This window comes from Nocardia sp. KT25-26 (genome assembly GCF_056627695.1).
In genome coordinates, this window is the sequence record NZ_CM152813.1 from 494,953 (window position 1) to 518,976 (window position 24,024).

24 protein-coding genes and 3 tRNA genes are annotated in these 24,024 nt (G+C 68.8%); 10 read left to right on the forward strand and 17 right to left on the reverse strand.

Features of this window, described 5'->3' with window-relative positions:
* Positions 1–92 precede the first annotated feature (92 nt).
* Both AC1HFH_RS02265 and AC1HFH_RS02270 read left to right on the forward strand, forming a co-directional pair.
* Positions 93–674: a DUF4282 domain-containing protein gene (locus AC1HFH_RS02265; protein ID WP_480245770.1), complete on the forward strand. Its 582-nt coding sequence runs from the start codon at positions 93–95 to the stop codon at positions 672–674.
* Between the two features lie 156 nt (positions 675–830).
* Complete coding sequence (locus AC1HFH_RS02270) at positions 831–1,643, forward strand: helix-turn-helix domain-containing protein (protein WP_480245771.1); 813 nt, start codon at positions 831–833, stop codon at positions 1,641–1,643.
* On the opposite strand, the gene AC1HFH_RS02275 is transcribed toward AC1HFH_RS02270, so the two are convergent.
* On the reverse strand, positions 1,592–2,194 hold the full coding sequence (locus tag AC1HFH_RS02275; protein WP_480245772.1) for a dTDP-4-dehydrorhamnose 3,5-epimerase family protein: 603 nt from the start codon (positions 2,192–2,194) through the stop codon (positions 1,592–1,594). The genes AC1HFH_RS02270 and AC1HFH_RS02275 overlap by 52 nt on opposite strands.
* Before the next feature lie 5 nt (positions 2,195–2,199).
* The gene (gene rfbA / locus AC1HFH_RS02280) at positions 2,200–3,072 is read right to left on the reverse strand and encodes a glucose-1-phosphate thymidylyltransferase RfbA (protein WP_480245773.1); all 873 of its coding nucleotides are present in this window, start codon (positions 3,070–3,072) and stop codon (positions 2,200–2,202) included.
* Between the two features lie 246 nt (positions 3,073–3,318).
* Between rfbA and AC1HFH_RS02285 the strand changes: the two genes are divergently transcribed.
* The 3 genes from AC1HFH_RS02285 (at position 3,319) to rfbB (ending at position 5,811) form a co-directional block, all read left to right on the forward strand.
* Complete coding sequence (locus AC1HFH_RS02285; protein ID WP_480245774.1) at positions 3,319–4,362, forward strand: alpha/beta hydrolase; 1,044 nt, start codon at positions 3,319–3,321, stop codon at positions 4,360–4,362.
* A 262-nt stretch (positions 4,363–4,624) separates the two neighbouring features.
* Entirely contained in the window at positions 4,625–4,825 is a 201-nt protein-coding gene (locus AC1HFH_RS02290; RefSeq protein ID WP_480245775.1) for a hypothetical protein, read from the forward strand.
* Positions 4,810–5,811 (forward strand): dTDP-glucose 4,6-dehydratase, encoded by a 1,002-nt coding sequence (gene rfbB / locus AC1HFH_RS02295; protein ID WP_480245776.1) that lies wholly within the window; start codon positions 4,810–4,812, stop codon positions 5,809–5,811. The genes AC1HFH_RS02290 and rfbB overlap by 16 nt, the downstream gene beginning before the upstream one ends.
* A gap of 86 nt (positions 5,812–5,897) precedes the next feature.
* Here the strand turns inward: rfbB and AC1HFH_RS02300 are convergent, their stop codons facing one another.
* Entirely contained in the window at positions 5,898–7,463 is a 1,566-nt protein-coding gene (locus AC1HFH_RS02300; protein WP_480245777.1) for a DUF2142 domain-containing protein, read from the reverse strand.
* A complete protein-coding gene (locus AC1HFH_RS02305; RefSeq protein WP_480245778.1) occupies positions 7,460–8,686 on the reverse strand; it encodes a glycosyltransferase in 1,227 nt (408 codons plus the stop codon). Before AC1HFH_RS02305 ends, AC1HFH_RS02300 begins: the two co-directional genes overlap by 4 nt.
* Positions 8,687–8,819: 133 nt before the next feature.
* On the opposite strand from AC1HFH_RS02305, the gene AC1HFH_RS02310 reads away from it, so the two are divergent.
* Both AC1HFH_RS02310 and AC1HFH_RS02315 read left to right on the forward strand, forming a co-directional pair.
* Complete coding sequence (locus tag AC1HFH_RS02310) at positions 8,820–9,359, forward strand: GtrA family protein (RefSeq protein ID WP_480245779.1); 540 nt, start codon at positions 8,820–8,822, stop codon at positions 9,357–9,359.
* A 63-nt stretch (positions 9,360–9,422) separates the two neighbouring features.
* A complete protein-coding gene (locus AC1HFH_RS02315; protein WP_480245780.1) occupies positions 9,423–11,318 on the forward strand; it encodes a glycosyltransferase in 1,896 nt (631 codons plus the stop codon).
* A 95-nt stretch (positions 11,319–11,413) separates the two neighbouring features.
* Here AC1HFH_RS02315 and glfT1 read toward each other — a convergent pair whose 3' ends face one another.
* From glfT1 to AC1HFH_RS02335, 4 genes are all read right to left on the reverse strand, one after another.
* Entirely contained in the window at positions 11,414–12,322 is a 909-nt protein-coding gene (gene glfT1 / locus AC1HFH_RS02320; protein ID WP_480248018.1) for a galactofuranosyltransferase GlfT1, read from the reverse strand.
* A gap of 359 nt (positions 12,323–12,681) precedes the next feature.
* Positions 12,682–13,515 carry a galactan export ABC transporter ATP-binding subunit Wzt/RfbE gene (gene wzt, locus AC1HFH_RS02325; protein WP_480245781.1) on the reverse strand — a complete coding sequence of 278 codons (834 nt, stop codon included), beginning with the start codon at positions 13,513–13,515 and terminating at the stop codon, positions 12,682–12,684.
* A 10-nt stretch (positions 13,516–13,525) separates the two neighbouring features.
* Complete coding sequence (gene wzm, locus AC1HFH_RS02330; RefSeq protein WP_480248019.1) at positions 13,526–14,353, reverse strand: galactan export ABC transporter permease subunit Wzm/RfbD; 828 nt, start codon at positions 14,351–14,353, stop codon at positions 13,526–13,528.
* 246 nt (positions 14,354–14,599) lie between these two features.
* The gene (locus tag AC1HFH_RS02335) at positions 14,600–15,187 is read right to left on the reverse strand and encodes a bacterial proteasome activator family protein (RefSeq protein ID WP_480245782.1); all 588 of its coding nucleotides are present in this window, start codon (positions 15,185–15,187) and stop codon (positions 14,600–14,602) included.
* Positions 15,188–15,406: 219 nt separating this feature from the next.
* Here AC1HFH_RS02335 and AC1HFH_RS02340 point away from each other — a divergent pair, with 219 nt between their 5' ends.
* Entirely contained in the window at positions 15,407–16,612 is a 1,206-nt protein-coding gene (locus AC1HFH_RS02340) for a cysteine desulfurase-like protein (RefSeq protein WP_480245783.1), read from the forward strand.
* A gap of 34 nt (positions 16,613–16,646) precedes the next feature.
* Here the strand turns inward: AC1HFH_RS02340 and AC1HFH_RS02345 are convergent, their stop codons facing one another.
* The 4 genes from AC1HFH_RS02345 to AC1HFH_RS02360 all read right to left on the reverse strand — a co-directional run bounded on the left by AC1HFH_RS02345 (position 16,647) and on the right by AC1HFH_RS02360 (position 17,968).
* Positions 16,647–16,826: a hypothetical protein gene (locus AC1HFH_RS02345; protein WP_480245784.1), complete on the reverse strand. Its 180-nt coding sequence runs from the start codon at positions 16,824–16,826 to the stop codon at positions 16,647–16,649.
* A gap of 135 nt (positions 16,827–16,961) precedes the next feature.
* A tRNA-Arg gene (locus AC1HFH_RS02350) sits at positions 16,962–17,034 on the reverse strand.
* 41 nt (positions 17,035–17,075) lie between these two features.
* A tRNA-Ser gene (locus AC1HFH_RS02355) sits at positions 17,076–17,165 on the reverse strand.
* A 92-nt stretch (positions 17,166–17,257) separates the two neighbouring features.
* Positions 17,258–17,968 carry a dienelactone hydrolase family protein gene (locus tag AC1HFH_RS02360; protein ID WP_480245785.1) on the reverse strand — a complete coding sequence of 237 codons (711 nt, stop codon included), beginning with the start codon at positions 17,966–17,968 and terminating at the stop codon, positions 17,258–17,260.
* Positions 17,969–18,072: 104 nt separating this feature from the next.
* Here AC1HFH_RS02360 and hisC point away from each other — a divergent pair, with 104 nt between their 5' ends.
* Positions 18,073–19,137, forward strand: coding sequence for a histidinol-phosphate transaminase (hisC, locus tag AC1HFH_RS02365; protein ID WP_480245786.1), 1,065 nt, complete (start codon positions 18,073–18,075; stop codon positions 19,135–19,137).
* A gap of 37 nt (positions 19,138–19,174) precedes the next feature.
* On the opposite strand, the gene AC1HFH_RS02370 is transcribed toward hisC, so the two are convergent.
* A tRNA-Ser gene (locus AC1HFH_RS02370) sits at positions 19,175–19,262 on the reverse strand.
* An 81-nt stretch (positions 19,263–19,343) separates the two neighbouring features.
* On the opposite strand from AC1HFH_RS02370, the gene AC1HFH_RS02375 reads away from it, so the two are divergent.
* Positions 19,344–20,345, forward strand: a complete 1,002-nt coding sequence (locus tag AC1HFH_RS02375; RefSeq protein ID WP_480245787.1) for an NAD(P)H-quinone oxidoreductase — start codon at positions 19,344–19,346, stop codon at positions 20,343–20,345.
* A 91-nt stretch (positions 20,346–20,436) separates the two neighbouring features.
* On the opposite strand, the gene AC1HFH_RS02380 is transcribed toward AC1HFH_RS02375, so the two are convergent.
* From AC1HFH_RS02380 to AC1HFH_RS02395, 4 genes are all read right to left on the reverse strand, one after another.
* Positions 20,437–21,288 carry a DUF559 domain-containing protein gene (locus tag AC1HFH_RS02380; RefSeq protein ID WP_480245788.1) on the reverse strand — a complete coding sequence of 284 codons (852 nt, stop codon included), beginning with the start codon at positions 21,286–21,288 and terminating at the stop codon, positions 20,437–20,439.
* Positions 21,289–21,389: 101 nt separating this feature from the next.
* The gene (locus AC1HFH_RS02385; RefSeq protein WP_480245789.1) at positions 21,390–22,106 is read right to left on the reverse strand and encodes a maleylpyruvate isomerase family mycothiol-dependent enzyme; all 717 of its coding nucleotides are present in this window, start codon (positions 22,104–22,106) and stop codon (positions 21,390–21,392) included.
* A 273-nt stretch (positions 22,107–22,379) separates the two neighbouring features.
* Complete coding sequence (locus AC1HFH_RS02390; RefSeq protein WP_480245790.1) at positions 22,380–22,796, reverse strand: very short patch repair endonuclease; 417 nt, start codon at positions 22,794–22,796, stop codon at positions 22,380–22,382.
* 50 nt (positions 22,797–22,846) lie between these two features.
* Positions 22,847–23,980: a DNA cytosine methyltransferase gene (locus AC1HFH_RS02395; RefSeq protein ID WP_480245791.1), complete on the reverse strand. Its 1,134-nt coding sequence runs from the start codon at positions 23,978–23,980 to the stop codon at positions 22,847–22,849.
* Between the last annotated feature and the right edge of the window lie 44 nt (positions 23,981–24,024).

Sequence of the window (24,024 nt, forward strand, 5' to 3'; positions counted from 1 at the left end):
GTTGTTCGGGTCTCACCTAGGCAGCCGCGGCTATCGCTTCCGGGGTGATCGGCGGTTGGCCAACCGTCGGAAACCGGGCAGGATCCTCGGGTATGACCGAAGACTCCGCCGAGGCCGGGGGGCCGGACCTCGATCCGGACGACTACGTTGCCGAGTCACGTTGGCTGTCTTGGAAAGAGACCGAAGTCCGGCTGCCCGAGACCACCGCCGATCCAGAACCGGATCGAACACCGGACGACGATACGGCCCACAGCGGCCCGCACGCATTTCGCGAGTGGAGCGCCGAGACCATCCGGGCCCTGCTCGACGTCCAGTTCCACCGATCGGCCACCCGCACCCTGCTGCCGCTGGCCTACATCCTGGGGGTGGTCACCTTCGGGATCGCCCTGCCGATCGCCCTGACCGTGCTGATGTGGCGGGTGTCGGCGGTGCTGGGCATCGTCGCTGCGCTGCTCGCGGTGCCGCTCGGCTTGACCATCGCCGCATCGGTGCGGTTGATGCTGGAATTCGCCGACAACGCCGCCCGGCTGGCCGGCCGGGTCGAACACATCGGGGATCTGGCCGACGGGCTGTTCCAGGCCTTGTCCGATGTCGCCGAACCGGTCAACCAGCTCTCCGAAGACGTTCGCGCCGTCCAGTTCTGGCGGTTCCGGAAGAAGGGGTCCCGAAAGTAGGCCTGGCCGGTGGCCGATTCATTGTGAAACAATGCTGCCCGCATCCTGAGATATCGGATCGCAGGTTGGGGGCCTCCGTAAGCAGTACGCGGAGGTCGTATTCGGGTTCAACAGGGGGGAAGTATGGCTTCACCGCAGGCAACTACCGGTTCCACGATGCCGCGTCGAAAGCTCGGCCGGCATCTGCGGGATCTGCGCAATCGGGCGCGGATGACCACGCGGACCGCGGCCCAGCGGCTGGAATGGTCGGAAGCCAAGATCTGGCGGATCGAGACCGGGCAGACCTCGCTGCGCAGTCTCGACGTCGAGGCGATGTGCAAGATCTACGGAGCACCCGCGGACCTGGTCCCGGCGCTGGCGGCGCTGGCGCGGGAGACCAAGGCCCGCGGCTGGTGGGTGAAATACGGGGATGTCATCCCGGAGGGTGGCGAGTCCTATATCGGGCTGGAGGAGGCGGCCGCCGGGCTGTCGATCTACGCCGACGGCGTGGTGCCCGGACTGTTGCAGACCCCGGACTACCACCGGGCGATTCTGGAGCGGGCGGAGCCGGAACTCACCGCGGCCGAGATCGACCGGCGCGAGGAACTGCGCGCCGCGCGGCAGGATCGGCATGTGGCGGTCGAATCGCCGCTGCGGCTGGCTGTGGTGCTCGCCGAGCCCGTGCTGCGGCGTGCCGTCGGCGGCGCCCGGGTGGCAGCCGCGCAGCTCACCCGGCTCAAGGAGCTGGCCGACCACCCCACCATCGATATCCGGGTGGCCCCGGCCGACGCGCCGTACCACGCCGGGCTGATGACCGGCCGGTTCACCATCATGGAGTTCGGGGCCGACGATGCGGCCGGGCTGTCCGAGCCGCCGGTGGTCTACATCGACGGGTTCACCGGGCCCGAATACGTGGACAAGCCGGTCGAGGTGGCGCGCTACGAGGCAGCGTTCGACGAGATCCGCTCGGTCGCGGTGCGCGAATTCTGATCACTGGGTAGCCGCGGGGCGGCCGCATCCTTCGCCGACCGGGTGTAGATGAGCGGCCGTCCGTCCCGGCCGGTGGTCGGCCATTCGATGCCGAGCGCGGGATCGAAGGCGTCCAGGTCGTGATTGTGTTCCGGCTGGTACTCGAGGTTGCACAGATAGGTGATGCAGGAGTCGTCCTCGAGCGACAGAATCGCGTGCCCCAGCCCCTCGGACAGGAACACCGACCGGCGGGTGACATCGTCGAGCAGGACCCCGTCCCACCGGCCGAAGGTCGGCGACCCCGGCCGCAGGTCCACGACCACATCCCAGAACGCGCCGCGCACGCAGGTGACGTATTTCGCCTGGCCGGGCGGGTCGTCGGTGTAGTGGATACCGCGCAGTGAACCGGCCGCCGAAACCGAGGTGTTCACCTGCTGCAGCCGCAGCGGACGGCCGGTGGCCTTCTCGAATTCCGAGGCCTTGAACGATTCGCAGAACACGCCGCGGTCGTCACCGATCAGGCGGGGGGTCACCACCCAGGCGCCGGGGACGGACAGTTCGCGAATCTCCATACCGGTTACCAATCTACGCCGCGGTCGAGCAGGTCGAGCAGGTAGTCACCGTAGCCGGAGCGCACCATCGGCTCGGCGAGGGCCCGTAGCTGTTCGTCGTCGATCAGGCCGCGCCGCCAGGCCACCTCCTCCGGTACGCCGATCTTGAGGCCCTGGCGTTCTTCGATGGTGCGCACATAATTGGCGGCGTCGAGCAGGGAATCGAAGGTTCCGGTATCCAGCCAGGCCGTGCCACGAGCCAGCACGTCCACGTGTAGCCGGCCCTGTTCCAGGTAGGCGCGGTTGATATCGGTGATCTCGTACTCGCCGCGGGCGGAGGGGCGCAGACCGCGCGCGATCTGCACCACGTCGTTGTCGTAGAAGTAGAGGCCGGGGATCGCATAGTTGGAGCGCGGCGCCTTCGGCTTCTCCTCGATCGAGACGGCTCGCCCGTCGGCGAATTCGACGACGCCGTAGGCGGTGGGGTCGGACACCCGGTAGGCGAAGACGGCGCCGCCGTCGATGTCGTGGAAGCGTTCCAGGCCGGTGCCGAGGCCGGGGCCGTGGAAGATGTTGTCACCCAGCACCAGCGCGGCCGAATCGGTGCCGATGTGGTCGGCACCCAGGACGAAGGCGCTGGCCAGGCCGTCCGGTTCCGGTTGCACCACGTAGTCGATGCTGATGCCGAACTGGCTGCCGTCGCCGAGCAGGCGGGTGAACGCCTCGGCGTCTTCGGGGGTGGTGATGACGAGGATGTCGGTGATGCCGGCGAGCATCAGGGTGGACAGCGGATAGTAGACCATCGGCTTGTCGTAGACCGGGACCAGCTGTTTGCTGACACCGCGGGTGATCGGGTGCAGCCGGGAGCCGGTGCCGCCCGCCAGGACGATTCCTCGCATGCGGTTCAGCGTAGGCCAGCCACTGTCCTGCGGAGACGGGGTGGTTCCGACATGTCTACGAAACGGTCACGACGGCGGTTGCGGCGTTTCATCTCCTGCTCACCGGGCGATAACTGTTGCATAGATCACGTCAGCATGGTGTTCTGGACCGCGGTGTTCTGAAACATCAATGTGTGAGATGTCAGCGTCGACACCTCGTCCGCCGGTGACGGCCGGGTGCGGCGCGCCTGAGTGAGGAGGTGCGCGATGGCAGTGACGAAGATCGGCCGCCCGGCCGCAACGGACGCATTGGCCCGGCACAACACGACTGCTCCGGAACCCGGACTGGTGATCCGGAGCATGCCGCCCAGCTCACCCTCCCGAGTACTCATGGCCGCCTGCCGGGGTGTCGTCGGCCCGCTGCTGCGCACCGTGCCGATCAACCGCGCCACCGTCCCGATCGGGGCCGCCGCCGTGGAGGTGCTCACCCGGCTGCGCCCGGAGCCGCAGGGCATCGAACGTGAGCAGGTCCGGATGCCCGGATTCGTGATGGAGATCGTGCGGCCCGCCGGTGGCTCCCGGGCGCTGCGCCACGGCGCGGTCCTCTACCTGCACGGCGGCGGATTCGCGGTGGGCGGGCTGCAGTCGCACCGCCCGATCGTGGCCGGGCTGGCCCGCCGGACCGGGCTGCCGGTGCTGCACGTCGAATACCGGCAGCTGCCGGGCACCATGATCACCGAGTCGATCGACGACTGTGTCCTGGCCTACCGGTGGCTGCTGCGGCACGGCGCGGATCCGGCCCGGATCGTCTTCGCCGGTGACTCGGCGGGTGGCTTCCTCGCCTTCGCGACCGCGCTGCGCGCCCGCGAAATCGGCCTGCCGGTGCCGGCCGGCCTGGTCGGGCTCAGCCCGCTGCTGGACCTCGACTACGCCGCCAAGCGCGGCTACGTCAATGTCGACCGGGACGCCTACATCCCGCTGTCCGGCCTGGAAGCGGTGGTCCGGATGGGCGCCGAACGCGACGGCCCGCTGGATCCGGCGCTGTCCCCGACCAACGGAGACCTGGCCGGTCTGCCACCGGTACTGCTGGTCGCCGCCGAGGACGAACTGCTGCGCTACGACAGCGAACTCATGTCGCATCGCCTCACCGCGGCCGGCGTCCCGAACACGGTCGAACTGTGGCGCGGCCAGGTGCACGCCTTCATGAGCATCCTGCCGGGCATGCCGGAGAGCCGCAGCGTCCTGGGCCGGGTAGCCAAGTTCGTCCGCAATGCCGTCGACACCAGCATGAGCGGCGCCCGAACCGCCTGACCGGAGCCGACGGGCAGGCCGACCGATCTACCCGAGCTGCCCCGGGGGCCGCGTGCCGGTATCGGTACGCGGTGTCCGGGGTCGTGATCCGGACGCATGGTCCCGGACTCGCCATTGGTCCGGCTATGCACAACAGGGTCGACAAGGTTGCGGTCCAGGTTCTCCTCGACGGTGCCATTCGGTTTCCATGATCGGGGCCCGGCGATCGGTCGATGCTGTGCTGGCACGGCCTGGATCCTCCGGAGAGTGAGCGGGTGCCCGGGTGTCTGCTGTCTCGCTCGGTTCGACGGGATCGGCGGCGGCGGACGACCGGCTGGTCACCCGGGTCACCGGTGAAGTCGGTGACCCGGGCGGCGTCGGCGCCGGGATGCCCGCTGTCGGCGGCGTCGGTTTCCCGGGGCACGGTGGGATCGTGGGGTTCGATGCCGTCGGCGTACCGTTGGCGGCGTGCGATTGCTGGTAACCGGCGGGGCCGGATTCATCGGTGCGAACTTCGTTGCGCAGACCGTGGCCGCGCGGCCCGATGTGCGGGTCACCGTGCTCGATGCGCTGACCTATGCGGGCAATCGGGCATCGCTGGCCCCGGTGGCCGACCGGATCGACTTCGTGCACGGCGATATCGCCGACGAGGCGCTGGTGGACCGGCTGACCGCGGGCGTGGATGCGGTGGTGCACTTCGCCGCCGAATCGCACAACGACAATTCGCTCACCGAGCCGTGGCCGTTCGTGCAGACCAACATCGTCGGCACCTACGCGCTGCTGCAGGCGGTACGCCGCCACGATGTGCGCTTCCATCACGTCTCCACCGACGAGGTGTACGGCGACCTCACCGCGGACGAACCGGCCTTCACCCCGGCCACCGCCTACAACCCGTCGAGCCCGTACTCGGCCACCAAGGCCGCGGGCGATCTGCTGGTGCGGGCCTGGATCCGCTCCTACGGCGTGCGGGCCACCCTGTCGAACTGCTCCAACAACTACGGCCCCTACCAGCATGTGGAGAAGTTCATCCCGCGCCAGATCACCAACCTCATCGACGGTCGGCGGCCGCGGCTCTACGGCACCGGTCGGCAGGTCCGCGACTGGATCCACGTACACGACCACAACCGCGCGGTCTGGGATGTGCTGGAACGCGGCCGGATCGGGCAGACCTATCTGATCGGTGCCGACGGCGAGCTGGACAACCGGTCGGTCATCGGGCTGCTGCTCGACGAGTTCGGCCGCCCGGCGGACGATTTCGACCATGTCACCGACCGGCCCGGGCATGATCAGCGCTACGCCATCGACGCCACCCTGTTGCGTACCGAACTCGGTTGGCGGCCGGAGTTCGAAGACTTCCGGGCGGGGTTGCGGGACACGATCGCCTGGTATCGGGACAACGAATCCTGGTGGCGGCCGCACAAGGAGGTTACCGAGCGGGCCTATGCGGCTGCGGGGGAGCGAGTGTTGTAGGCCGGGTCTGCGCTATTCGCACACAACCGAGGCCCCCACCCGCGTTTCGGCAGGTTTCGGGCCGGAAGTGTGCGAATAGCGCAGGTTCAGCCCCAGACGTTCGTGTAATAAGTGCCAACGGCTGCAACCAGCGCGACGGTGCAGGCGGCCACCACCGTGATCGCCGGGCCGCGGGTGGGGGTGCGGCCGGATTCGTCGGTCAGCCGCAGCGGCATCCAGCGCAGCAGGGCCGCGAATGCCAGGATGGCCAGCGGAACGAAGTACCGGCCCTGGACCCCGTCGATGATGTAGAAATCGACCGGCGTGAAGGACATGTACAGCGTTACGTAGACCATCGCCACGCTCGCCGCGACGGTCAGCGCCACGATCAGGGTACGCCGGAAGGTTGCCGTCGCCGGGTTCAGACGTTCGGCGATCCCGGCACTCACCGCGAAGGCGAGCAGGCAGGCCACCACCGTCATCGCCGGCACGTCCACGTATGCGAACCCGAGTTCACCGAAGAACTGGGTGAACCACACCTGGTCGCGCAGGGCGATGCTCTCGGCGAAGGTGTGCCCGAAACCGAGGGGGTCGGTGAGTACACCCTTCAGCTGCTCGCCCGGGTGCACCGTGTACCACTGGTGCTCGGGCCGCATCATGCTCATGCCCTCGCCGGTCGGGGCGGCGATCTTGGTCCAGATCAGGAAGGCGATCGCGCCGATCCCGGCGAACAGCCAGGGCAGTAGGCGCAGCTTGCCGGTCAACCCGTCCGGGCCGGTCAGCCGGAGCCGGTCGGCCGGGACCACCACGACCAGCATCGCGATCAGCACGTAGGTCGGCTTGCTCAGCGGCAGCGCGACGGCTGCGGCCAGCAGGGCAGCGGTCTGGCCGCGGGTGAGTTGCTCGCCCAGGAACAGCGCCCGCACCAGCAGCGCCGACACCATGATCGCCAGCGCATTGGTCACCGTGTCCGCGGTGACCGTGCCCGCCTGGAATACCGCGATCGGCAGCAGCGCCACCGTGGCGGCCAGCCACTGGATCCGGCGCCCGCGCAGCGCGTACAACGCGAATCCGACGATCACCAGATAGGCCAGCAGGCCCGCGAAGCGGGTCAGCAGGAACAGCGATCCGACATCGAGGCCGAGCGCCTCGCCCACCACGATCCCGGCCGCCGCAGGCAGGTACGGCACCGGCGAATACGCCGCGGTGTTGGTGAACCACATCTGCGTGGTCTCGTCCGAGACCGGTGCGGCACCGAGTCGGTCGTAGGCGCCCGGGTCGGCGACCATCGCGTTCGGCTGTGCGGATTCCTCGGGATTGTCGTTGTAGTCGCGGAAGGCGTAGCCCATCAGCGCGTCGACACTGACCGGGATCTGCCCGCCGTAGGCGATACCGCGGTCGTCGTCGATGGTCTGCGGCAGCACCCCGCCGTGCGCCACCTGATAGGCCCGTCCGAACTGGGTGATCTCGTCATGCCCCCAGAACGCGGGCGTCAGCACCGCGAAGACGGTGCCGAAAACGGCGGCCAGCACGGTGAATGCCACCGTGGCCGCGCCGAAACGGTCGCCGAGCCGCTGCAGCGGGCGCATCATCCGGGCGCGTCGAGTATCCGGCCCGGCCGAAGCCGTGGCGTCACCGGTGGCCGGTGCCGCAGCATCGGTAGCGGCCGTCATCGAGCCACTCCGCTGCGGGCGGCGGTACCGTCGCCGGCCCCGTCCGATGTGGCGCCGGTGTCGGCGGTGTGCCCGTCCGACATGGCGCCAGCGTCGGCAGTGCCCTGGTTCGATGTGGCGTCGGTGGTGCGCGTCCGAGTTTCGGCGTCGGTGCTGCTACGGGAGTGCGCGTGCTCGTCGGCCGCCGTGCCCGCGGCAGCTGCCGGCTCGGTTTCGGCAGCGGTGCCGATGTGGCGGATGGCGCCGGTCGTGTCCGTCGGGGTGTCACCGGTTGCCGGAGCCGCATAGTCCCTGGCGACGGACGGGTAGCGCAGGTATACGAGGCGGGCCGCCTCGTGCCGGGAGCGCCGGATGCCGTCCAGGATCAGGCCCGCCGTCCAGGCGAGGCTGCCGAGCAGCAGCAGAGTGAAGCCGAGGAACAGGGTCGGGAAGCGGGGCACCTGGCCGGTGTCGGCGAACTCGATGACGATCGGCACGGTCAGGATCACCGAGACGAGCCAGGCCAGCGTTCCGAACAGGCCGTAGAACGCTACCGGCCGCTCGTGCCGGGCCAGCCCGGCGATCAGCGCCAGGATCTTGGTGCCGTCCCGGTAGGTGCGCAGTTTCGATTCACTGCCGGCGGGCCGGTCCCGGAAACCCACCTCGACGGCGGTCTGCGGTACCCGCAGGTGCAGCGAATGCACGGTGAGTTCGGTTTCGATCTCGAACTCACGCGAGACCGCCGGGAAACTCTTCACGAACCGCCGGGAGAACACCCGGAAGCCGCTCAGCATGTCCTCGACGTTCTCGCCGAACACCTTGCCGACGACGCCGTTGAGCACCTTGTTGCCGGTCTCGTGCCCGGAGCGGTAGGCGGTGCCGGAGTGGTCCTCGCGGCGCACGCCGAGCACGTGGTCGTACGGCCCTTCCAGCAGTTTCTCGATCATCATCGGGGCCGCGGCGGCCTCGTAGGTGTCGTCGCCGTCGATCATCACGTAGATGTCGGCGTCGATATCGGCGAAGGCCCGCCGGACGACGTTGCCCTTGCCCTTGGTGTTCTCGTACCGGACGATCGCCCCGGCCGCGCGGGCCCGCTCGGCGGTGCGGTCGGTGCTGAGATTGTCGTAGACGTAGACGACGATGCCCGGAACGGCGGCCGACAGGTCGCTGACGACCTTCGCGACGGCGGCCTCCTCGTTGTGGCACGGAACCACTGCGGCAATGCGGAGATCGGCGGTATCCACCCGGGTCAATCCTCGATGTCGGCGGTTTCAGGGATCATCGGGAGAGTACCGGTCGGGTGCCCGGGTCGTGCAGGCAGTGTTACCTCGTGCGCGCCCGGTCGGACCGATGACCTGCTGCGGTACCGTCGGCCGCGTGTCACAGCCAGGATCTGCGGTCCCCGAACGCTCCGATGCCCCGGCCCCGCTCCTCGATCGGGTGCGTACCGCGCTGCGGCAGGGCTCGGCCTTCCTGGTGGTCGGCGCGATCGGGTTCCTGGTCGACGCCGGCACCTACAACCTGCTGGTCTTCTGGGGCGGCGGGCTCTCCTTCGAGGAAGGGTTGCTCTACCACGCACCGTTGCCGGCGAAGATCATCGCGATCGCGGTGGCCACCGTGGTCACCTATTTCGGGAACAAATGGTGGACGTTCTCGCACAAGCAGACCGACAATCCGGGTCGCGAATACCTGCTGTATGCGGTATTCAACGTCATCGCCATCGGGCTGCAGCTGGGTTGCCTGGGCTTTTCCAGGTATGTGCTGGACCTGGCGGGTCCGGTGCCGGACAACATCTCCGGCACGCTCATCGGCCAGATCGTGGCGGTGGTGTTCCGGTACTGGGCCTACGACAAGTTCGTGTTCACCGGTACCGCGGAACCGGAGCGCGGCGGCGCGGCGGCAAAGGTTCGTGATTGATATTCTCGCCCCGCCGTGTGCGGCATTCCGGGCGTTGATCGTGCGAAGGATTTCGAGGACTTCATGGAGCAGTCGGCTGACCAGGCCGTAACCGAATCGACCGAGCGGGCCTCGGTCGAGAACAACCGCGTCGTACCGGCCGAACCGGCCCCGGCCCGGCTCGTGCTGCAGCGCGGGGTGTTCAGCGGTCCCTCGCCGCGAGTGAGCGACGAGCTGTACGCCGTCACCTCGGGCGCCGCCTCTCGGGAGCGCCTGCGCCTGCGCCTCGAGAAGGGGACCACCGCCCACACCAACAGCTACTTCGGCCGGTTCGCCGCCTCCTACTGGCAGCGCTGGACCACCGTCACCGAGGTGCAGGCGACGATGGTGCTGGGCGTCGAGAAGTCCGCGCGGGTGCGGCTGGTCGCCTCGGATATCGCCGGGCACCGCCGCATCGTGGACAGTGCTGCCGTCGATGCAGACGGTGTGATCACCCTGTCCGCGCCGCTGGACCAGTTCGTCGACGGTGGCGCGCTGTGGCTGGAGTTCGATGCGGTCGGTGGTGCGCTCACCGTCGCGGAACTCGGCTGGACCGCCGCCGCCCCGGAACAGGTGCGCCCGGTCGCGATCGCGATCTGCACCTTCAACCGGGCCGAGGACTGTGCACACACCGTCGCCGCGCTGGCCTCCGACGAGACCGTGCTCGACACGATCGATGCCGTGTACGTGGTCGACCAGGGCACCGACCTGGTGGAGAGCCGGCCGCTGTTCCAGCAGGTGCGTCCCGATTTCGGGGACAAGCTGCGCTATCTGCGCCAGCCCAACCTGGGCGGGGCCGGCGGGTTCACCCGCGGACTGTACGAGGTGTCGGCGGCGAACGAGCATGCCGATGTCATCCTGATGGACGACGACATCCTCTGTGAGCCGGAGACCGTGCTGCGATTGCGCGCCTTCGCCAATCTCACCGTGGAGCCGACGCTGGTCGGTGCGCAGATGCTGTTCCTGCTCAATCCCGACTACCTGAATGTCGGCGCCGAGGACGTAGCGCTGGACAAGCTGCAGCACGGCCAGAAGGTGCCCAAGGCGCTGCGCAACACCTCCATGCTGAAGAAGAAACAGGAGCGCCGGGTCGATGCCGGCTACAACGCCTGGTGGACCTGTCTGATCCCGGCCGAGGTGGTCGCGAAGATCGGGCTGCCGGTGCCGATCTTCTTCCAGTGGGACGACGTCGAATACGGCCTGCGGGCCCGGGAGAACGGGTTCGTGACCGTGACCCTGCCCAACGCGGCGGTGTGGCATGCCGACTTCTACTGGAAGGACTACGACGACTGGGCCCGCTATTTCAGCACCCGTAACTCGCTGATCGTCAGCTCGCTGCACACCGACCTGGACGGCACGGCGATCACCCGGCAGCTGTTCCGCTACATCGCCGAACTCCTGGTCGCCATGCAGTACGGACTGGTCCACACCACGCTGCAGGGCATCGAGGACTTCCTGAAGGGCCCGCAGGTGCTGCGGGACGGCGGCGTCGAAGCGCTCACCGCCGCCCGGACCAGCCGCGCCGACTACCCGGAGACGATCAAGCATCCCGCGTCGGCGCCGCCGGTGCCCTCGGCCGATGTCCGGGTGCGGCGCGCGGGCGGCGAGCCGAGCCGGGACACCCTGATCCTGATCAAGCGGGCGATCGGACAGTGGTTCGGCCGCACCCAGCACGGCCTGATCGGGGTCACCCGGGAGGACGCGCACTGGTGGCATGTCTCGCTGTTCGACCATGTGGTCGTCACCGACGCCTCCCAGTCCGGCGTCCGGGTCCGCCGCCGGGACAAGGCCCGCGCCAAGGCCCTTCTGTGGCGCACCTTCCGTACGCTGCGCAAACTTCGCAAGGACCTGCCCGACCTGCAGCGGGAGTACCGGGCTGCGATGCCCGAACTGACCAGCCGGGAGAACTGGGCCCGCCTCTACGGCATCGACGGCGACTGAACGCGTGGACCGTTGCGACCTTGCATCGAACTGCGTGGTCTTGCATCGTCGGCGGTGCAAGACCACGCATCTCGATACAAGGTGACGGCTGCCGGCTATCCGGGTTTGCCGAACTGTTCGTTGCGGCCGAGGGAGCGTAGCCGGAACCATTCCTTCAGGCCGGCCGGGTCGCGCCGGGTGACCAGGAAGAACCAGGAGAAGCGGATCCACTCCTGCGGGAGCAATTTGCGCATCCCGGGCTGCGACATCAGGTAGCCGCGGTTGCGGTAGGTGAAGTAGCGTTTCACCGGGTCGTCCGGGTACTGGGTGTGCATTCGGCCGCCCAGGATCGGCTTGAACTCGGCGGCGCCGTTGGGATGCAGGTAGGCCGCTTGCAGGCAGGTGCCGAACGGCAGCCCGGACCGCACCAGGCGGCGGTGCACCTCGACCTCGTCGCCGCGGACGAACAGCCGCAGATCCGGTACGCCGATCAGGTCGACGGCCCGGGCCGAGATCAGCGCACCGTTGAACAGTGAGGCGATCCCGGGCAGGAAGTCCTCGTCGCCGAGTTCGGACCGCAGCCGTCGCCATACGACGCCGCGGCGCAGCGGAAACGCCAGCCGGTCCGGATCGTCGATATCGGCTACCACCGGCGACACCTCCACCAGGCCGTGCCGGTCCGCACAGTCGAGCAGGGTGGCCAGCACCTCCGGGCCGTCCGGGCGGCCGTCGTCATCGGCCAGCCACACCCAGTCGGCACCCATGGTCAGCGCATGCAGCATGCCCAGCGCGAAGCCGCCGGCGCCGCCCAGATTATGCCGGGACCCCAGGTAGGTCGCCTCGATCGGCTGCTGCGCGACCAGCTCGGCCACCTCGTCCTCGTTGGCGTTGTCCACCACGATCAGCTGATCGATCGGCCGCGACTGCGAGCAGAGCACCTTCAGCGATTCGGCCAGCAGCTCACGCCGCTTGTGCGTCACCACGACCGCCACGATCTTCGCGTGCGGCCCGGTATCCGCGGTCAGCGAACCGGGGGAGACCTCCGCTGCGCCTTCCGGCAAGTCGGCGGGGTCGTCGGAAGCTGTGGCGACGAGCGCCGCCGACCCGGTCGCGGTATCTGCGGCCGATTCGGCATCAGTCTTCGGCGCCGACGCGGCGGGCTGTCCGCCCGTTTCCGGCGCAGTGCTGCCGGGGGGCGTTGTGTCCGCGTCGACCGGGCTCGGCACCGTCTCACCGGTGGAGCCGGCCGGGGTAGTTTCGGTCGCTGCCCCGGTGTGCCCGGATTGCTCCGACGGGGATGGGTCGGCCGACCGGGGCGCGACGGGGTCCGGCCGGGTGATGCCGGTCGGGATTCCGGAGGCGGTCGTATCGGGCTGCTGGCCTGTCATGCCTGGTTCTGCTCCAGTTCCGGCTCGGGGGCCGCGCGCTCGTCTTCCATCTCCCGCAGCACCTGGGCCACGTGGTTGCCGGCCTCCGGGCCCTCGTATGCCCGCACCACCTCTTCGATACCGCCGTGCAACCGCACCTGCCCGTGATCGATCCACATCGCGGTATCGCACAGCTGGGCGAGGAACTCGTTGGAGTGGCTGGCGAACACCAGGATGCCGGACCGGGACACCAGTTCCTGCAGCCGGGTGCGCGCCTTCTTCATGAACTCCGCGTCCACCGCGCCGATGCCCTCGTCCAGCAGCAGGATCTCGGGGTCGATCGAGGTCACCACACCCATCGCGAGCCGCACTCGCATACCGGTCGAATAGGTGCGCAGCGGCATGGACAGGTATTCGCCCAGTTCGGTGAATTCGGCGATCTCGTCGATCTTGGCCAGCATCTGCTTGCGAGTCTGCCCCAGGAACAGGCCGCGGATGATGATGTTCTCGAACCCGGAGATCTCCGGATCCATCCCGACACCCAGATCGAACACCGGCGCCACCCGGCCGCGGATCCGGGCGCTGCCGCGCGACGGCTCGTAGATGCCCGAGAGCAACCGCAGCAGCGTCGACTTACCGGCGCCGTTGTGCCCGACCAGGCCGACCCGGTCACCCTCCTGCAACGACATGGTGATGTCGCGCAGCGCCTCGACCACGACCACATCGGAGTTGTTCCGGCCGATCGCGCCGCCGGCCTTGCCCAGGAACGCTTTCTTCAGCGATCGCGACTTGGCGTCGAAGATCGGGAACTCGACCCAGGCCTGATGGGTTTCGATACTCACACGACTCATCGCAGCTCTCCTACACCCAGTACGGAACGCGGGCCCGGTACTGCTTCAAGGCCAGGATCGCACCGATCCAGCCGACCACGGTGATCGCCCCGACGATCACCCAATGCCGCAGTTCGGACGGTTCGCCCAGCAGCGGGGCGCGCACGATCTCCAGGTAGTGGAAGGTCGGCACGATCTCGACCAGCTTGGCCCGGTCGCTCATCCCGCCGACCGAATTCTCGAGCGCGGCCGTGGACCACATGACCGGGGTCAGCACGAAGAGCATCAGCGTGGTGCTGCTCAGGATCGGCCCGATATCGCGGTACCGGGTGCTGAAGATGCCGAACAGGATCGTCACCCACATGGCGTTCAGGAAGAGCAGCAGGATCGCCGGCAGCACCAGCAGCACCGAGGCGTCCAGATCCCGCCAGATCGAGAAGCCCACCAGCAGCAGCAGATAGATGGCCGCATTGTGGGCGAAGAACAGGAACTGCCGCCAGACCAGGCGATACACGTGCACGCTCAGCGCCGAGGGCAGCTGTTTGATCAGTCCCTCGTTGGCGATGAACACATCCGAGCCCTCGAGGATCGACGCCTGGATCACGTTCCAGACGATCAGGCCGACCGTCACATAGGGCAGGTACTCGCTGAGCGGCTGATCCAGCAGCGTGGAATACAGCAGCCCCATCGCCAGCGCCTGCAGCCCGGTGGCGATGGTGATCCAGAACGGCCCCAGCACCGAGCGCCGATACCGCTGCTTGATGTCCTGCCAGCCCAGCGACAGCCACAGTTCGCGCTGGGCGAAGCCGTCCCGCATGTCCTGGAACGCGCGGCGGAAGGTCTGCGAATCTGAAACCATCGGGCTCGCGGTCAACAGCGGTGTGCCCGCGCCGGGCTCGGCGACGGTTTCGTCGGGACGTTCGTGGTCGACAGAATGCACGGAGCTCTCTTCGGGTCGCGCGTCATCCGGTTCGGACACCGATTCGGGGCGAGCGGCTGCGGCTGGCACGATGCACGACCCTACCTTCCGTACCGTCCTCCGGGACTGCAGGTGGGGTCGCGATGCGGGTGCTTCGGTGGCGGGCCGCCGCCCGACGGTGGCGGTTCACAGATACTGGCCGGTGCCACCGCCGGTGTGCGCACCGCGCGGATCGCCCGCATGCAGGCCCGGGGGCAACGCACCCTGCCGCATCTGTTCCAGCTGTGCCCGGGCCGCCATCTGCTGGGCGAACAGCGCGGTCTGGATGCCGTGGAACAGGCCTTCCAGCCAACCGACCAGCTGTGCCTGAGCGATCCGTAGCTCCGCGTCCGAGGGCACCGCATCCTCGGTGAACGGCAGCGTGAGCCGCTCCAGTTCCTCGCGCAGTTCCGGCGCCAGACCCTGTTCGAGTTCCCGGACCGAGGACTTGTGGATGTCCTTGAGCCGGTTGCGGCTGGCCTCGTCCAGCGGTGCCGCGCGCACCTCCTCCAGCAGCTGCTTGATCATCGTGCCGATGCGCATCACCTTGGCCGGTTGCTCGACCATATCGGCCAGCGATTCGCCGGCGTCGTTCTCGGAATCCCCGGTCGACTGCGCGCCGTCGGCAGCCACCTGCCCGGCGGCTGCGTCGACGGCGTCGGCCGGCACCGTCACCGGCCGGCCGTCGGGGCCGATCACGACGATGGATTCGGGGGCTTCCTCCGAGTTCGTCATGCACCCCATCATGTCGTGTGCGGCGCGATCGTGCTAACCCGGCGGGGGTGTCGGACGGGTGGGTGCGTGCTGCCGCGGATGCGGTGTGCGGCGCCGGATCGGCGCGGTACGGGTGACGCGGGTGGGCTCGCGTCTGCGATCCGGGGGAACACTCGGTCGGTTGCCCGGATCGGCGGACACGGTTACGCGGTGTGCTCGGCTGCGCCTAAAGTGGCCTGCATGACTTACGACGTCGCGAGGGTTCGGGGACTGATTCCCTCCCTGGGCGACGGCTGGATCCATCTGGACCCGCAGGCGGGGATGCTGGTTCCCGATTCGGTATCGCGTGCCGTCTCGACCGGTTTCCGGACCTCCTCCTTCACGCACGTCGGCCGGCACGGCGCGGCGGTGCGCAGCGGCGCGATCCTCGATGCCGCCCGGGAGGCGGTCGCCGACCTGGTCGGTGGTGATCCCGCCGGGGTCGTCCTGGGTCCGGACCGGGCGGTACTGCTGGCCTGGCTGGCCGAATCGCTGAGTTCCCGCCTGGGCCTCGGCACCGGCATCGTGCTGTCCCGGCTCGACGACGAAGCCAATGTGGCGCCGTGGCTGCGGATCGCCAACCGGTACGGCGCGCATGTGCGCTGGGCCGAGGTGGAGATCGAGACCTGCGAGATGCCGGCCTGGCAGTTCGAGGAGCTGATCGGGCCGACGGCCCGTCTGGTCGCACTCACCGCGGCCTCGCCGATCGTCGGTTCCGCGCCGGCGGTGCGGGTGGCTGCCGACCGGGTGCACGATGTGGGCGGGCTGCTGGTCGCCGACGCCTTCGGCGCCGCCCCGTACGCGCCGATCGACATCGAGGAACTCAATGCCGACGTGGTCGCGGTGAGCGCGCCGTCGTGGGGTGGGCCGCAGATCGGTGCGCTGGTTTTCCGCGACCCGGCGTTCCTGGACCGCATCCCGTCCATGTCGCTGAACCCGTACGCCAAGGGCGCCGAACGGCTCGAGGTGGGCGGTCACCAGTACGCGCTGCTCGCCGGGCTCACCCAGTCGATCGACTATCTGGCCGGTCTGGACGAGGCCGCCACCGGTACCCGCCGGGAACGCCTGGAGGTTTCCATCACCTCCCTGCAGGACTACCACGATCAGCTGTTCGACCATCTGATGGCGGTTCTCGACGAGGTGCCCGACCTGACCGTCATCGGCCGCGCCTCCACCCGTATCCCCACCGTCAGCTTCACCATGGCGGGAATGCAGGCGGAGAAGATCGCCGCCGAACTGGCCGATCGCCGCATCGGCACCCTCAGCGGCGTCCACGGCGGCAGCCGGCTGCTCGACGCCCTCGGCGTCAACGACGAGGGCGGCGCCGTCACCATCGGCCTGGCGCCTTACACCACCCGCTTCGAGATCGACCAGCTCGGCCGCGCCCTCACCGAGCTTCCCCGCTAATGGTTGCCGTGGCAGCTCCTACCGGGTGCGGACGTTACTGCGGGAGCACCAGGCGCTCGGTGACCAATCCGGTGTAGCGGTCGGCTTCGGCCACATCGAACGGCGACAGTGCACCGCCGAACGTCAGCTGCACGATGCCGCGACCGACGCGCACGCTCACTGTGTCGACGACGACATCGAGCTGGAAGCCTTCCACCGAAATCGGGACGGTCATCCGGCATCCGTCGCATGGACGCCCCTCTCGATCGCTGCGCGGCTCCGACTCCACGGTTGGGCCGGGGAACCGCATGAGCCGCCTCGAACACGAAACATCCCCTGACCTTCAGCGCTGGTCAGGGGATGTTGACTGTGCGCCCGAAGGGATTCGAACCCCTAACCTTCTGATCCGTAGTCAGATGCTCTATCCGTTGAGCTACGGGCGCATATCTGCACTGTGTTCAGTTGTCGCCCGGGTGACCGGGCGTGGCGGAGGCGAGAGGATTTGAACCTCCGGTCCCCGTGAAGGGACAACTCATTAGCAGTGAGTCCCATTCGGCCGCTCTGGCACGCCTCCTGGAGCCTTCTCTTCGAGGGCAACCGGTCCTTTCGAACCGCCGGGAATGAAGATTACACGAGTGCGCGACCGGGGCCAAAACGCCTGGTCATTCAGCGTAGGTTGCTGTCGAACCAGTCGTAGATCCGGGTCTGTGAGTCGATCCGGATCGCGGCGTCGTCCTCGTCCTCGCCGTCCGGACGGTCGGCGCGGTGGCTCAGACCGGGGTAGGTGATGGTGAGGCTGGCGACGTTGGCGCGTGCGGTGGCGTCCCGCAAGCGATCCACCTCGTCGGGTGGGGTGGCCGGATCGTCCGCACCGAACAGGCCGAGCCAGGGCGCCTGCAGCCGGTCGGCGACGTCGATCAGGGCCTCGGCCTGCTCGTCCAGCTTATCGGAGATGCCGGGTGCGGCGACGCTCACGGCGGCGCCGATCGGCCGGTTGGTGGCGACCAGGAACGCGGCCGTGCCTGCAGTGTCGAAGCCGAGCACGCCGATGGTGTCGGCGAACACGCCGCGCCGGGTGAGCCAGTCGAAGCTGGCGTCGAAATCGGCGAACAGGTCGTCGCCGAACACCTGCCCGCCCGCGGCGGCACCGGGACGGTGGAACAGGTTCGGGGCGACCACGATCCAACCGTCGGTGGCCAGCGACAGCATCAACTCGTTCAGCGCGGGCGGGAACTCCTTGGATTCGTGCAGCACGATGATGCCGCCCCGGGCAGCTCGGTCCGGTTCGACGACGGTGATCGGTACCGCCTCGGCCGTTCCGGAGTCCGATTCGTCCGGACCACGCAACGGAGCGAGGTCGTCATAGCTGCCCGGCATGTCCCCAGGGTAGTTCCGGCCGATCCGGTTGGGTAGGGATTGTGCAGGTCGTCGGCGGGTCGCCGCACTGCTCGGCGCCGTCGTTGCCGAAGTAGGCTGGAGGCGTGACAGCGCACATCCGGCCCGACCTCGCCACGATCCCCGCCTACACGCCGGGGCGCAGCCATCCGGGTGCGGTGAAACTCGCCAGCAACGAGACCACGCACGGACCGCTGCCGAGCGTCATGAAGGCGATCACCGAGGCGGCAGAGCTGGCCAACCGGTACCCGGACAACCAGTCCACCGAGCTGCGGGCACACCTGGCCGGTTTCCTCGGGGTGCCCCCGGACCGGGTGGCCGTCGGCTGCGGCAGCGTCGCCCTCTGCCAGGAGCTGGTGCAGATCACCTGTGCCGGGCCGGCCGACGAGGTGATGTTCGCCTGGCGTTCGTTCGAGGCGTATCCGATCATCGCTCAGGTCGGCAACGCGACTGCGGTGCCGGTGCCGCTCACCGCCGACCACGGACACGACCTGGACGCCATGGCTGCGGCGATCACCGAACGCACCCGGCTGATCTTCGTCTGCAATCCGAACAACCCGACCGGCACCGCGCTCACTCGCGCCGAACTGGTGCGTTTCCTGGACCGGGTGCCGCCCGGCGTGCTGGTCGCGTTGGACGAGGCGTACTACGAGTACGTGCGGGCGGCGGACGGCCCCGACGGTGTGGAGCTGGCGAGCACCCGCCCGAACGTGGTGGTGCTGCGCACCTTCTCCAAGGCCTACGGGCTGGCCGGCCTGCGGGTCGGGTACGCCGTCGGCGACCCCGAGGTGATCACCGCGCTGGCGAAGGTGCACACCCCGTTCAGCGTGAACCGGGTGGCGCAGGCCGCGGCGCTGGCCTGCCTGGAGGCCCGGCACGAGTTGCTGGACCGCACCGATGCCGTGGTCGCCGAGCGTGATCGGGTGCGTTCGGCACTGCTGGCCGCCGGCTACGAGGTGCCGCCCAGCGAGGCCAACTTCGTCTGGTTGCCGCTCGGTGAGCGCAGTGTCGGCTATGCGGAGGCCAGCGCCGAGGCCGGTGCGGTGATCCGCCCGTACCCCGGCGACGGGGTACGGATCACCATCGGCGACCCGCACGAGAACGACCGCTTCCTGGCCTTCGCGACCGGGGCCGGGCTACAGCTCCGCTGAGCCGCTCAGCCCGAGGGCCCTTCGGGCCGCACGCTTCTGGCGGAGACGGAGGGATTTGAACCCCCGGTGGTTTTACCCACGCTCGCTTTCAAGGCGAGTGCATTCGGCCGCTCTGCCACGTCTCCTCGGACCTCGATCGTAACCGAAGGCCCGTCGAGGCGGGGTGGCCGCTGGCGGTGGGTGCGCGGGGACGCCAGGATGGGGTGGTGCATGCAATCGAGCTGAACGGGTTCGGTGGGCCCGAGGTGATGGAGTGGACCGAGTCGGTCGATCCGGTGTTGGGCGCCGGTGAGGTCCTGGTCGAGGTGATCGCGGCCGGGGTGAATCGGGCGGATCTGCTGCAGCGTCGCGGTCTGTACCGCCCACCCGCGGATGCCACTTCGGTGCCGGGGCTGGAGTGTTCCGGAACGATTGTCGAGGTCGGTAGCGGTGTGCGTGACTGGCACGTCGGGGACCGGGTGTGCGCCTTGTTGTCCGGCGGCGGCTACGCGGAGCGGGTGGCGGTACCGGCCACCCAGTTGCTGCCCATCCCGGACGGGTTGGATTCGGTGGCAGCCGCGGGCCTGCCCGAGGTGGCGGCGACGGTGTGGTCGAACCTGGTGCTCACGGCCGGGCTGCATGCGGGCCAGCTGGTCCTGATCCACGGTGGTGGCGGTGGGATCGGCACGCACGCCATCCAGGTGGCCAAACAGCTGGGTGCCCGGGTGGCGGTGACTGCCGGTTCATCGGAGAAACTGCAACGGTGCGCCGAGCTGGGCGCGGATATCCTGATCGACTACCGCAACGACGACTTCGTGGCCGAAGTTGCCGCGCTGCCCTCCGGCTCGGGCGGCAACGGTGCCGACATCATCCTGGACAACATGGGCGCCGCCTATCTGGCCCGCAACGTCGAGGCGCTCGCGCCGTACGGGCGGCTGGTGGTCATCGGCATGCAGGGCGGGGTCACCGGTGAACTGAATCTCGCCGCTCTGCTGGGCAAGTGGGGCACGATCCACGCCACCAACGTGCGCAATCGGCCGACCTCGGGCCCTGGCAGCAAGGCCGAAATCATCACCGCCGTCCACGATCACGTCTGGCCGTTGGTCGCCGAAGGCCGGATCGCCCCGATCGTGCACGCCGAACTGCCTATCACCGAGGCGGCCGAAGCGCATCGAATGCTGGACGATCCCGACACGTTCGGCAAAGTCCTATTACGCGTGCCGGACTGAGCGGTGACTGCGCTACTCGCACACAAAAAGCGTCGAATGGCCGAAATCGCGCGATCTGATGCAGTTCTGTGCGAATAGCGCAACTCTACGATCAGCGGAACCGTCGGCGAGGACACCACCGGCGCCGGTCTCGAAGCACCCGCTCGACCTCGTCGACGCAGGTATCGCAGTAGTCGATGATGTCGCCGGCGGCGTAGCGCAGCAGAAACCAGCCCTGCGCCAGCAGCCAGTTCTGTCGGCGCCGGTCGCGGCGGAAGGTCGCTCGATCGCAGTGGAACTCCCAGCCGTCGATCTCGACAATCGTGCGGGAAGCTTCGTCGACGAAGTCGCAAACATAGGGACCGACCTCGTGGTTGGCGAGGAGGAACAGATTGCGTCGGGCCAGGGCCCGGGCGAAGCGCCGCTCCGGCTCGGACAGGGCTCGGGTGGCCGCCTCACGGAGCTGGCGATGTACTGCCCGCGTGCCATGGCTGCCGGGTCGGCACAGCTCCAGAACGTTGCGGCGGGGGACGGTTCGTCCGAGGTGGCGGTCGACCAGACGGTCCGCGGCGGGCTGCGACAGCACCCCGATGCAGTCGACCAGCGTCTGCGCGGGGCTCACCATCGGGAATTCACGGGTGTCGTCGAGCGCAGCTGCGGGCAGGTCCTTGCGGTAGAGCTTTACCCAGGCCGGCGCTCGCCGGGAGATGGTAACCGGGACCGTTGCCTCGTAGACCTCGGGTTCGTCCAGCATGCCCCACAACCAGGCAGCGGTTCGGTGGCTGAGCCGTGCTTCGGGGATCCAGGCGACGACTGCGGCCGCCCGGTCCTGCGCGCTCGGTGGGCCGACGGCATAGACGCCGGAAAACAGGCGGGTATAGGTGCCGCGGCGAAGCCGGTAGTCGATGGTCCGGGCGGGGATGCCTGCTGCCCGGAGTTCCGCGCGAGTTCGGATGGTGGACATACGGTGATCGTTGTCTGCGTGGCCGACCGGTTCGGGCGGAGTGACCCGTGTCTGTGGATTGCTGTGGCCTGTGGACAATTGGGCCGAGCCGTAGGCGCGTCCTACTTCCAGGCAGGCAGGTCCGGAAGCGGGCCGGGGAGGGTGTCGCCGGTGGAACGGCCGAGGAGCCATGCCAGTACGGCGTGGGCCGGGCCGAGAACGGTATGGGTCGGGCGGCTGCTGCCGACCGTGGTAATGAATTCGGAGTCGGTGGTCTGGATGTCGAAAGCCGGTGTATCGGTCAGCTTCCCGGACAGGTCGCGGGCGGCCTCGGGGAGGAGCCGGTCGACGAAGGCACGGGGCCAATCTGCTGAGGTGTAGCCGATGCCCAGATCGACGTGATGGATTTCGACTTCCCGTAACCGCATCCACGGGACACCCGCGGCGGGAAGTGCGCCGCCTTGGCGATTGCGGACCTGGTGCTGCCAGGCGTCGTCGGGCAGGGTGCGTCCGAGCGCGAGGAATCGGCGGTGGCCGGCCTCGACGTCCTCCCGCTGGACCTGTACCGGCCGGCCGGCTCCCGCCTCGATATCGGCGTCGCGCGACGCCGCACTCGGGTACTGCGGGATCTCGGTGCCGGAGTGGGCCCACAGCAGCAGGTTGAGCAGGCTGTCCGCGTTGCGGGCGAGGTGGGTCAGGACGTGGCCTCGTGACCATCCGGGTAGCTGTGAAGGTTCTCCGAGTTCCGACTCGGACATGCCCGAGATGGCCGATATCAGCCGCTCGGTGCCCGCTGCCACCAGATCCAGATCCGCTCGAACCGCGCCGTCGCTCGCCATGCGCCCATTCTCGCCTGTTTGGACCGGTCGCACTGTCATCGAGGTCGCGGCGGTGCGGCCACGTCACCCCACACCGTTTCTACCGGCCTACCCACAGGCTGCTGTCAGGTTCGCTGGGCAGGCTGGAATTCGACAAATTCGAGCGAGGAGGTTCCGGTGACGTTTCTGACCGTATCGGCCGGGTTCATGATGTTGACGGCGATGGTGCTGTCCGGGTTCATGGCGGAGCACGCACCGCGTTCGGTCGTGCGCGTGCGGTCGGACCGGCGGTGATCAACGTTCGGTGAGCTCGCGCTGCACCCGATCGGCCGCGGCCACCGGATCCTCGTGCTCCCAGATCCGGATCACCAGCCAGCCGGCCTCGCGGAGGGCGGCGTCGGTGGCGCGGTCGCGGGCGACGTTGGCGGCCAGCTTGTCCGCCCACCATTGCGCGTTGTTCTTCGGGTCGGTGGCATGTTCCGGGCAGCGGTGCCAGAAACATCCGTCCACGTAGACGGCGATCCGGCGGCGCGGGAACACCAGGTCGGCCCGGCGCCGTTGCCCGCGTAGCGGGGCGCGGTCGACGAAGTAGCGCAGCCCACGCCGGTGCAGCTCCCGGCGCAACGCCAGCTCCGGTTCGGTGCCGGTGCGCCGCTGCCGCGACATCCGGGCGCTGGTCACCGGGTCGGTGCCCGGCCGGTTCTGGGACATCAGCGATCACCTGCCTCGAACGCTACCCGGCCGGACACGGCGATTCCGGGTCACGCGGCCGAACCGCTCATCCGATCGAGATGGACCTGCACATCGTCCAGGAATCCCGGTGGGAAGCGCAGGTTGCCCATTCCGGTGCGCCGGAGGAACCCGGCGGTGGCCCGGGCAGAGAGCAGCTGTGTATCCGTGAGGAAGTGTCGCAGGTCCTCGTAGGGTTCGTGGACCGGCCAGGTGCTCAGGGGGACTCGGTGGGCGGTTCCGGAAGCACCCCATGCGGCGGTGGGCCAGGCGTGTCCGGGGCGAATCGGTTCGCCGGTGTCCAGCGGGGTTCCGGGTGCGGCGAGCCGACCGGCGACCCAGCTCGCCATTCGCACGCTGACGGCGTTGCCGACCAGTTTCCAGCGGTGGCCGCGTCGCACGCCGGGCACCGTCAGCGCCGGTGCGGTCCACCCCGGGGCGAATCCCTGCAGTCGTTCACCGTCGACGATGCCGGGTGTGACGATTTCGCCGGAGGGCAGCCGAACGGCGGGCGGGCTCGCGATTCCCAGCCCGGAGCCTCCTTTGAGGGTGGGCACTGCATTCACCGCCCAGCCGAGACCCCGGACGCCCTCGGTCCAGTAGAAGCCGCACGGGTCGTGGGCGGGGTCGCCGGATTCGCGCGGCCCGGCTTCGTCGGCGAACAGGACGGTGCGGGGGTCCTCGGTACGGGAGGCCAGCATCAGCACCCGTTGCCGGCGCTGCGGCAGCCCGAAGGCGCGCGCATCGACCACCCGGTAGGCCCAGCGGTAACCGAGCTCTTCCAGCGCGCCGGTGATGTGCCGCATGGCGGCGCCGCGACCCAGCTGCAGCATGAACGGCACGTTCTCGATGAGCAACCAGCGCGGCCCGCGCTTGCGGCGGACCAGCCGGAACACCTCGCCGACCAGGCCGGAACGCTGTCCGGTGATCCCCGCCGTGCGCCCCGCCTGGGACAGGTCCTGGCAGGGAAACCCCGCTGCCACCAGTTCGGTGCCGCCCGGCAATGCGCGCAGCCGGGTGACATCGGCGTGCAACGGGACGTCGGGGAACTGCGCACCGAGTACCCCCTGCGCACCCGGGTCGATTTCGCACAGCAGTTCGGTTTGCCAGCCGTGCTCGGTCAGCCCGAGCTCCAGCCCGCCGATTCCGGCAAACAGCCCGACCATCCGCGCGCTCGTCACCGACTGTCCCTTTCCGCCAGCTGTTGTGC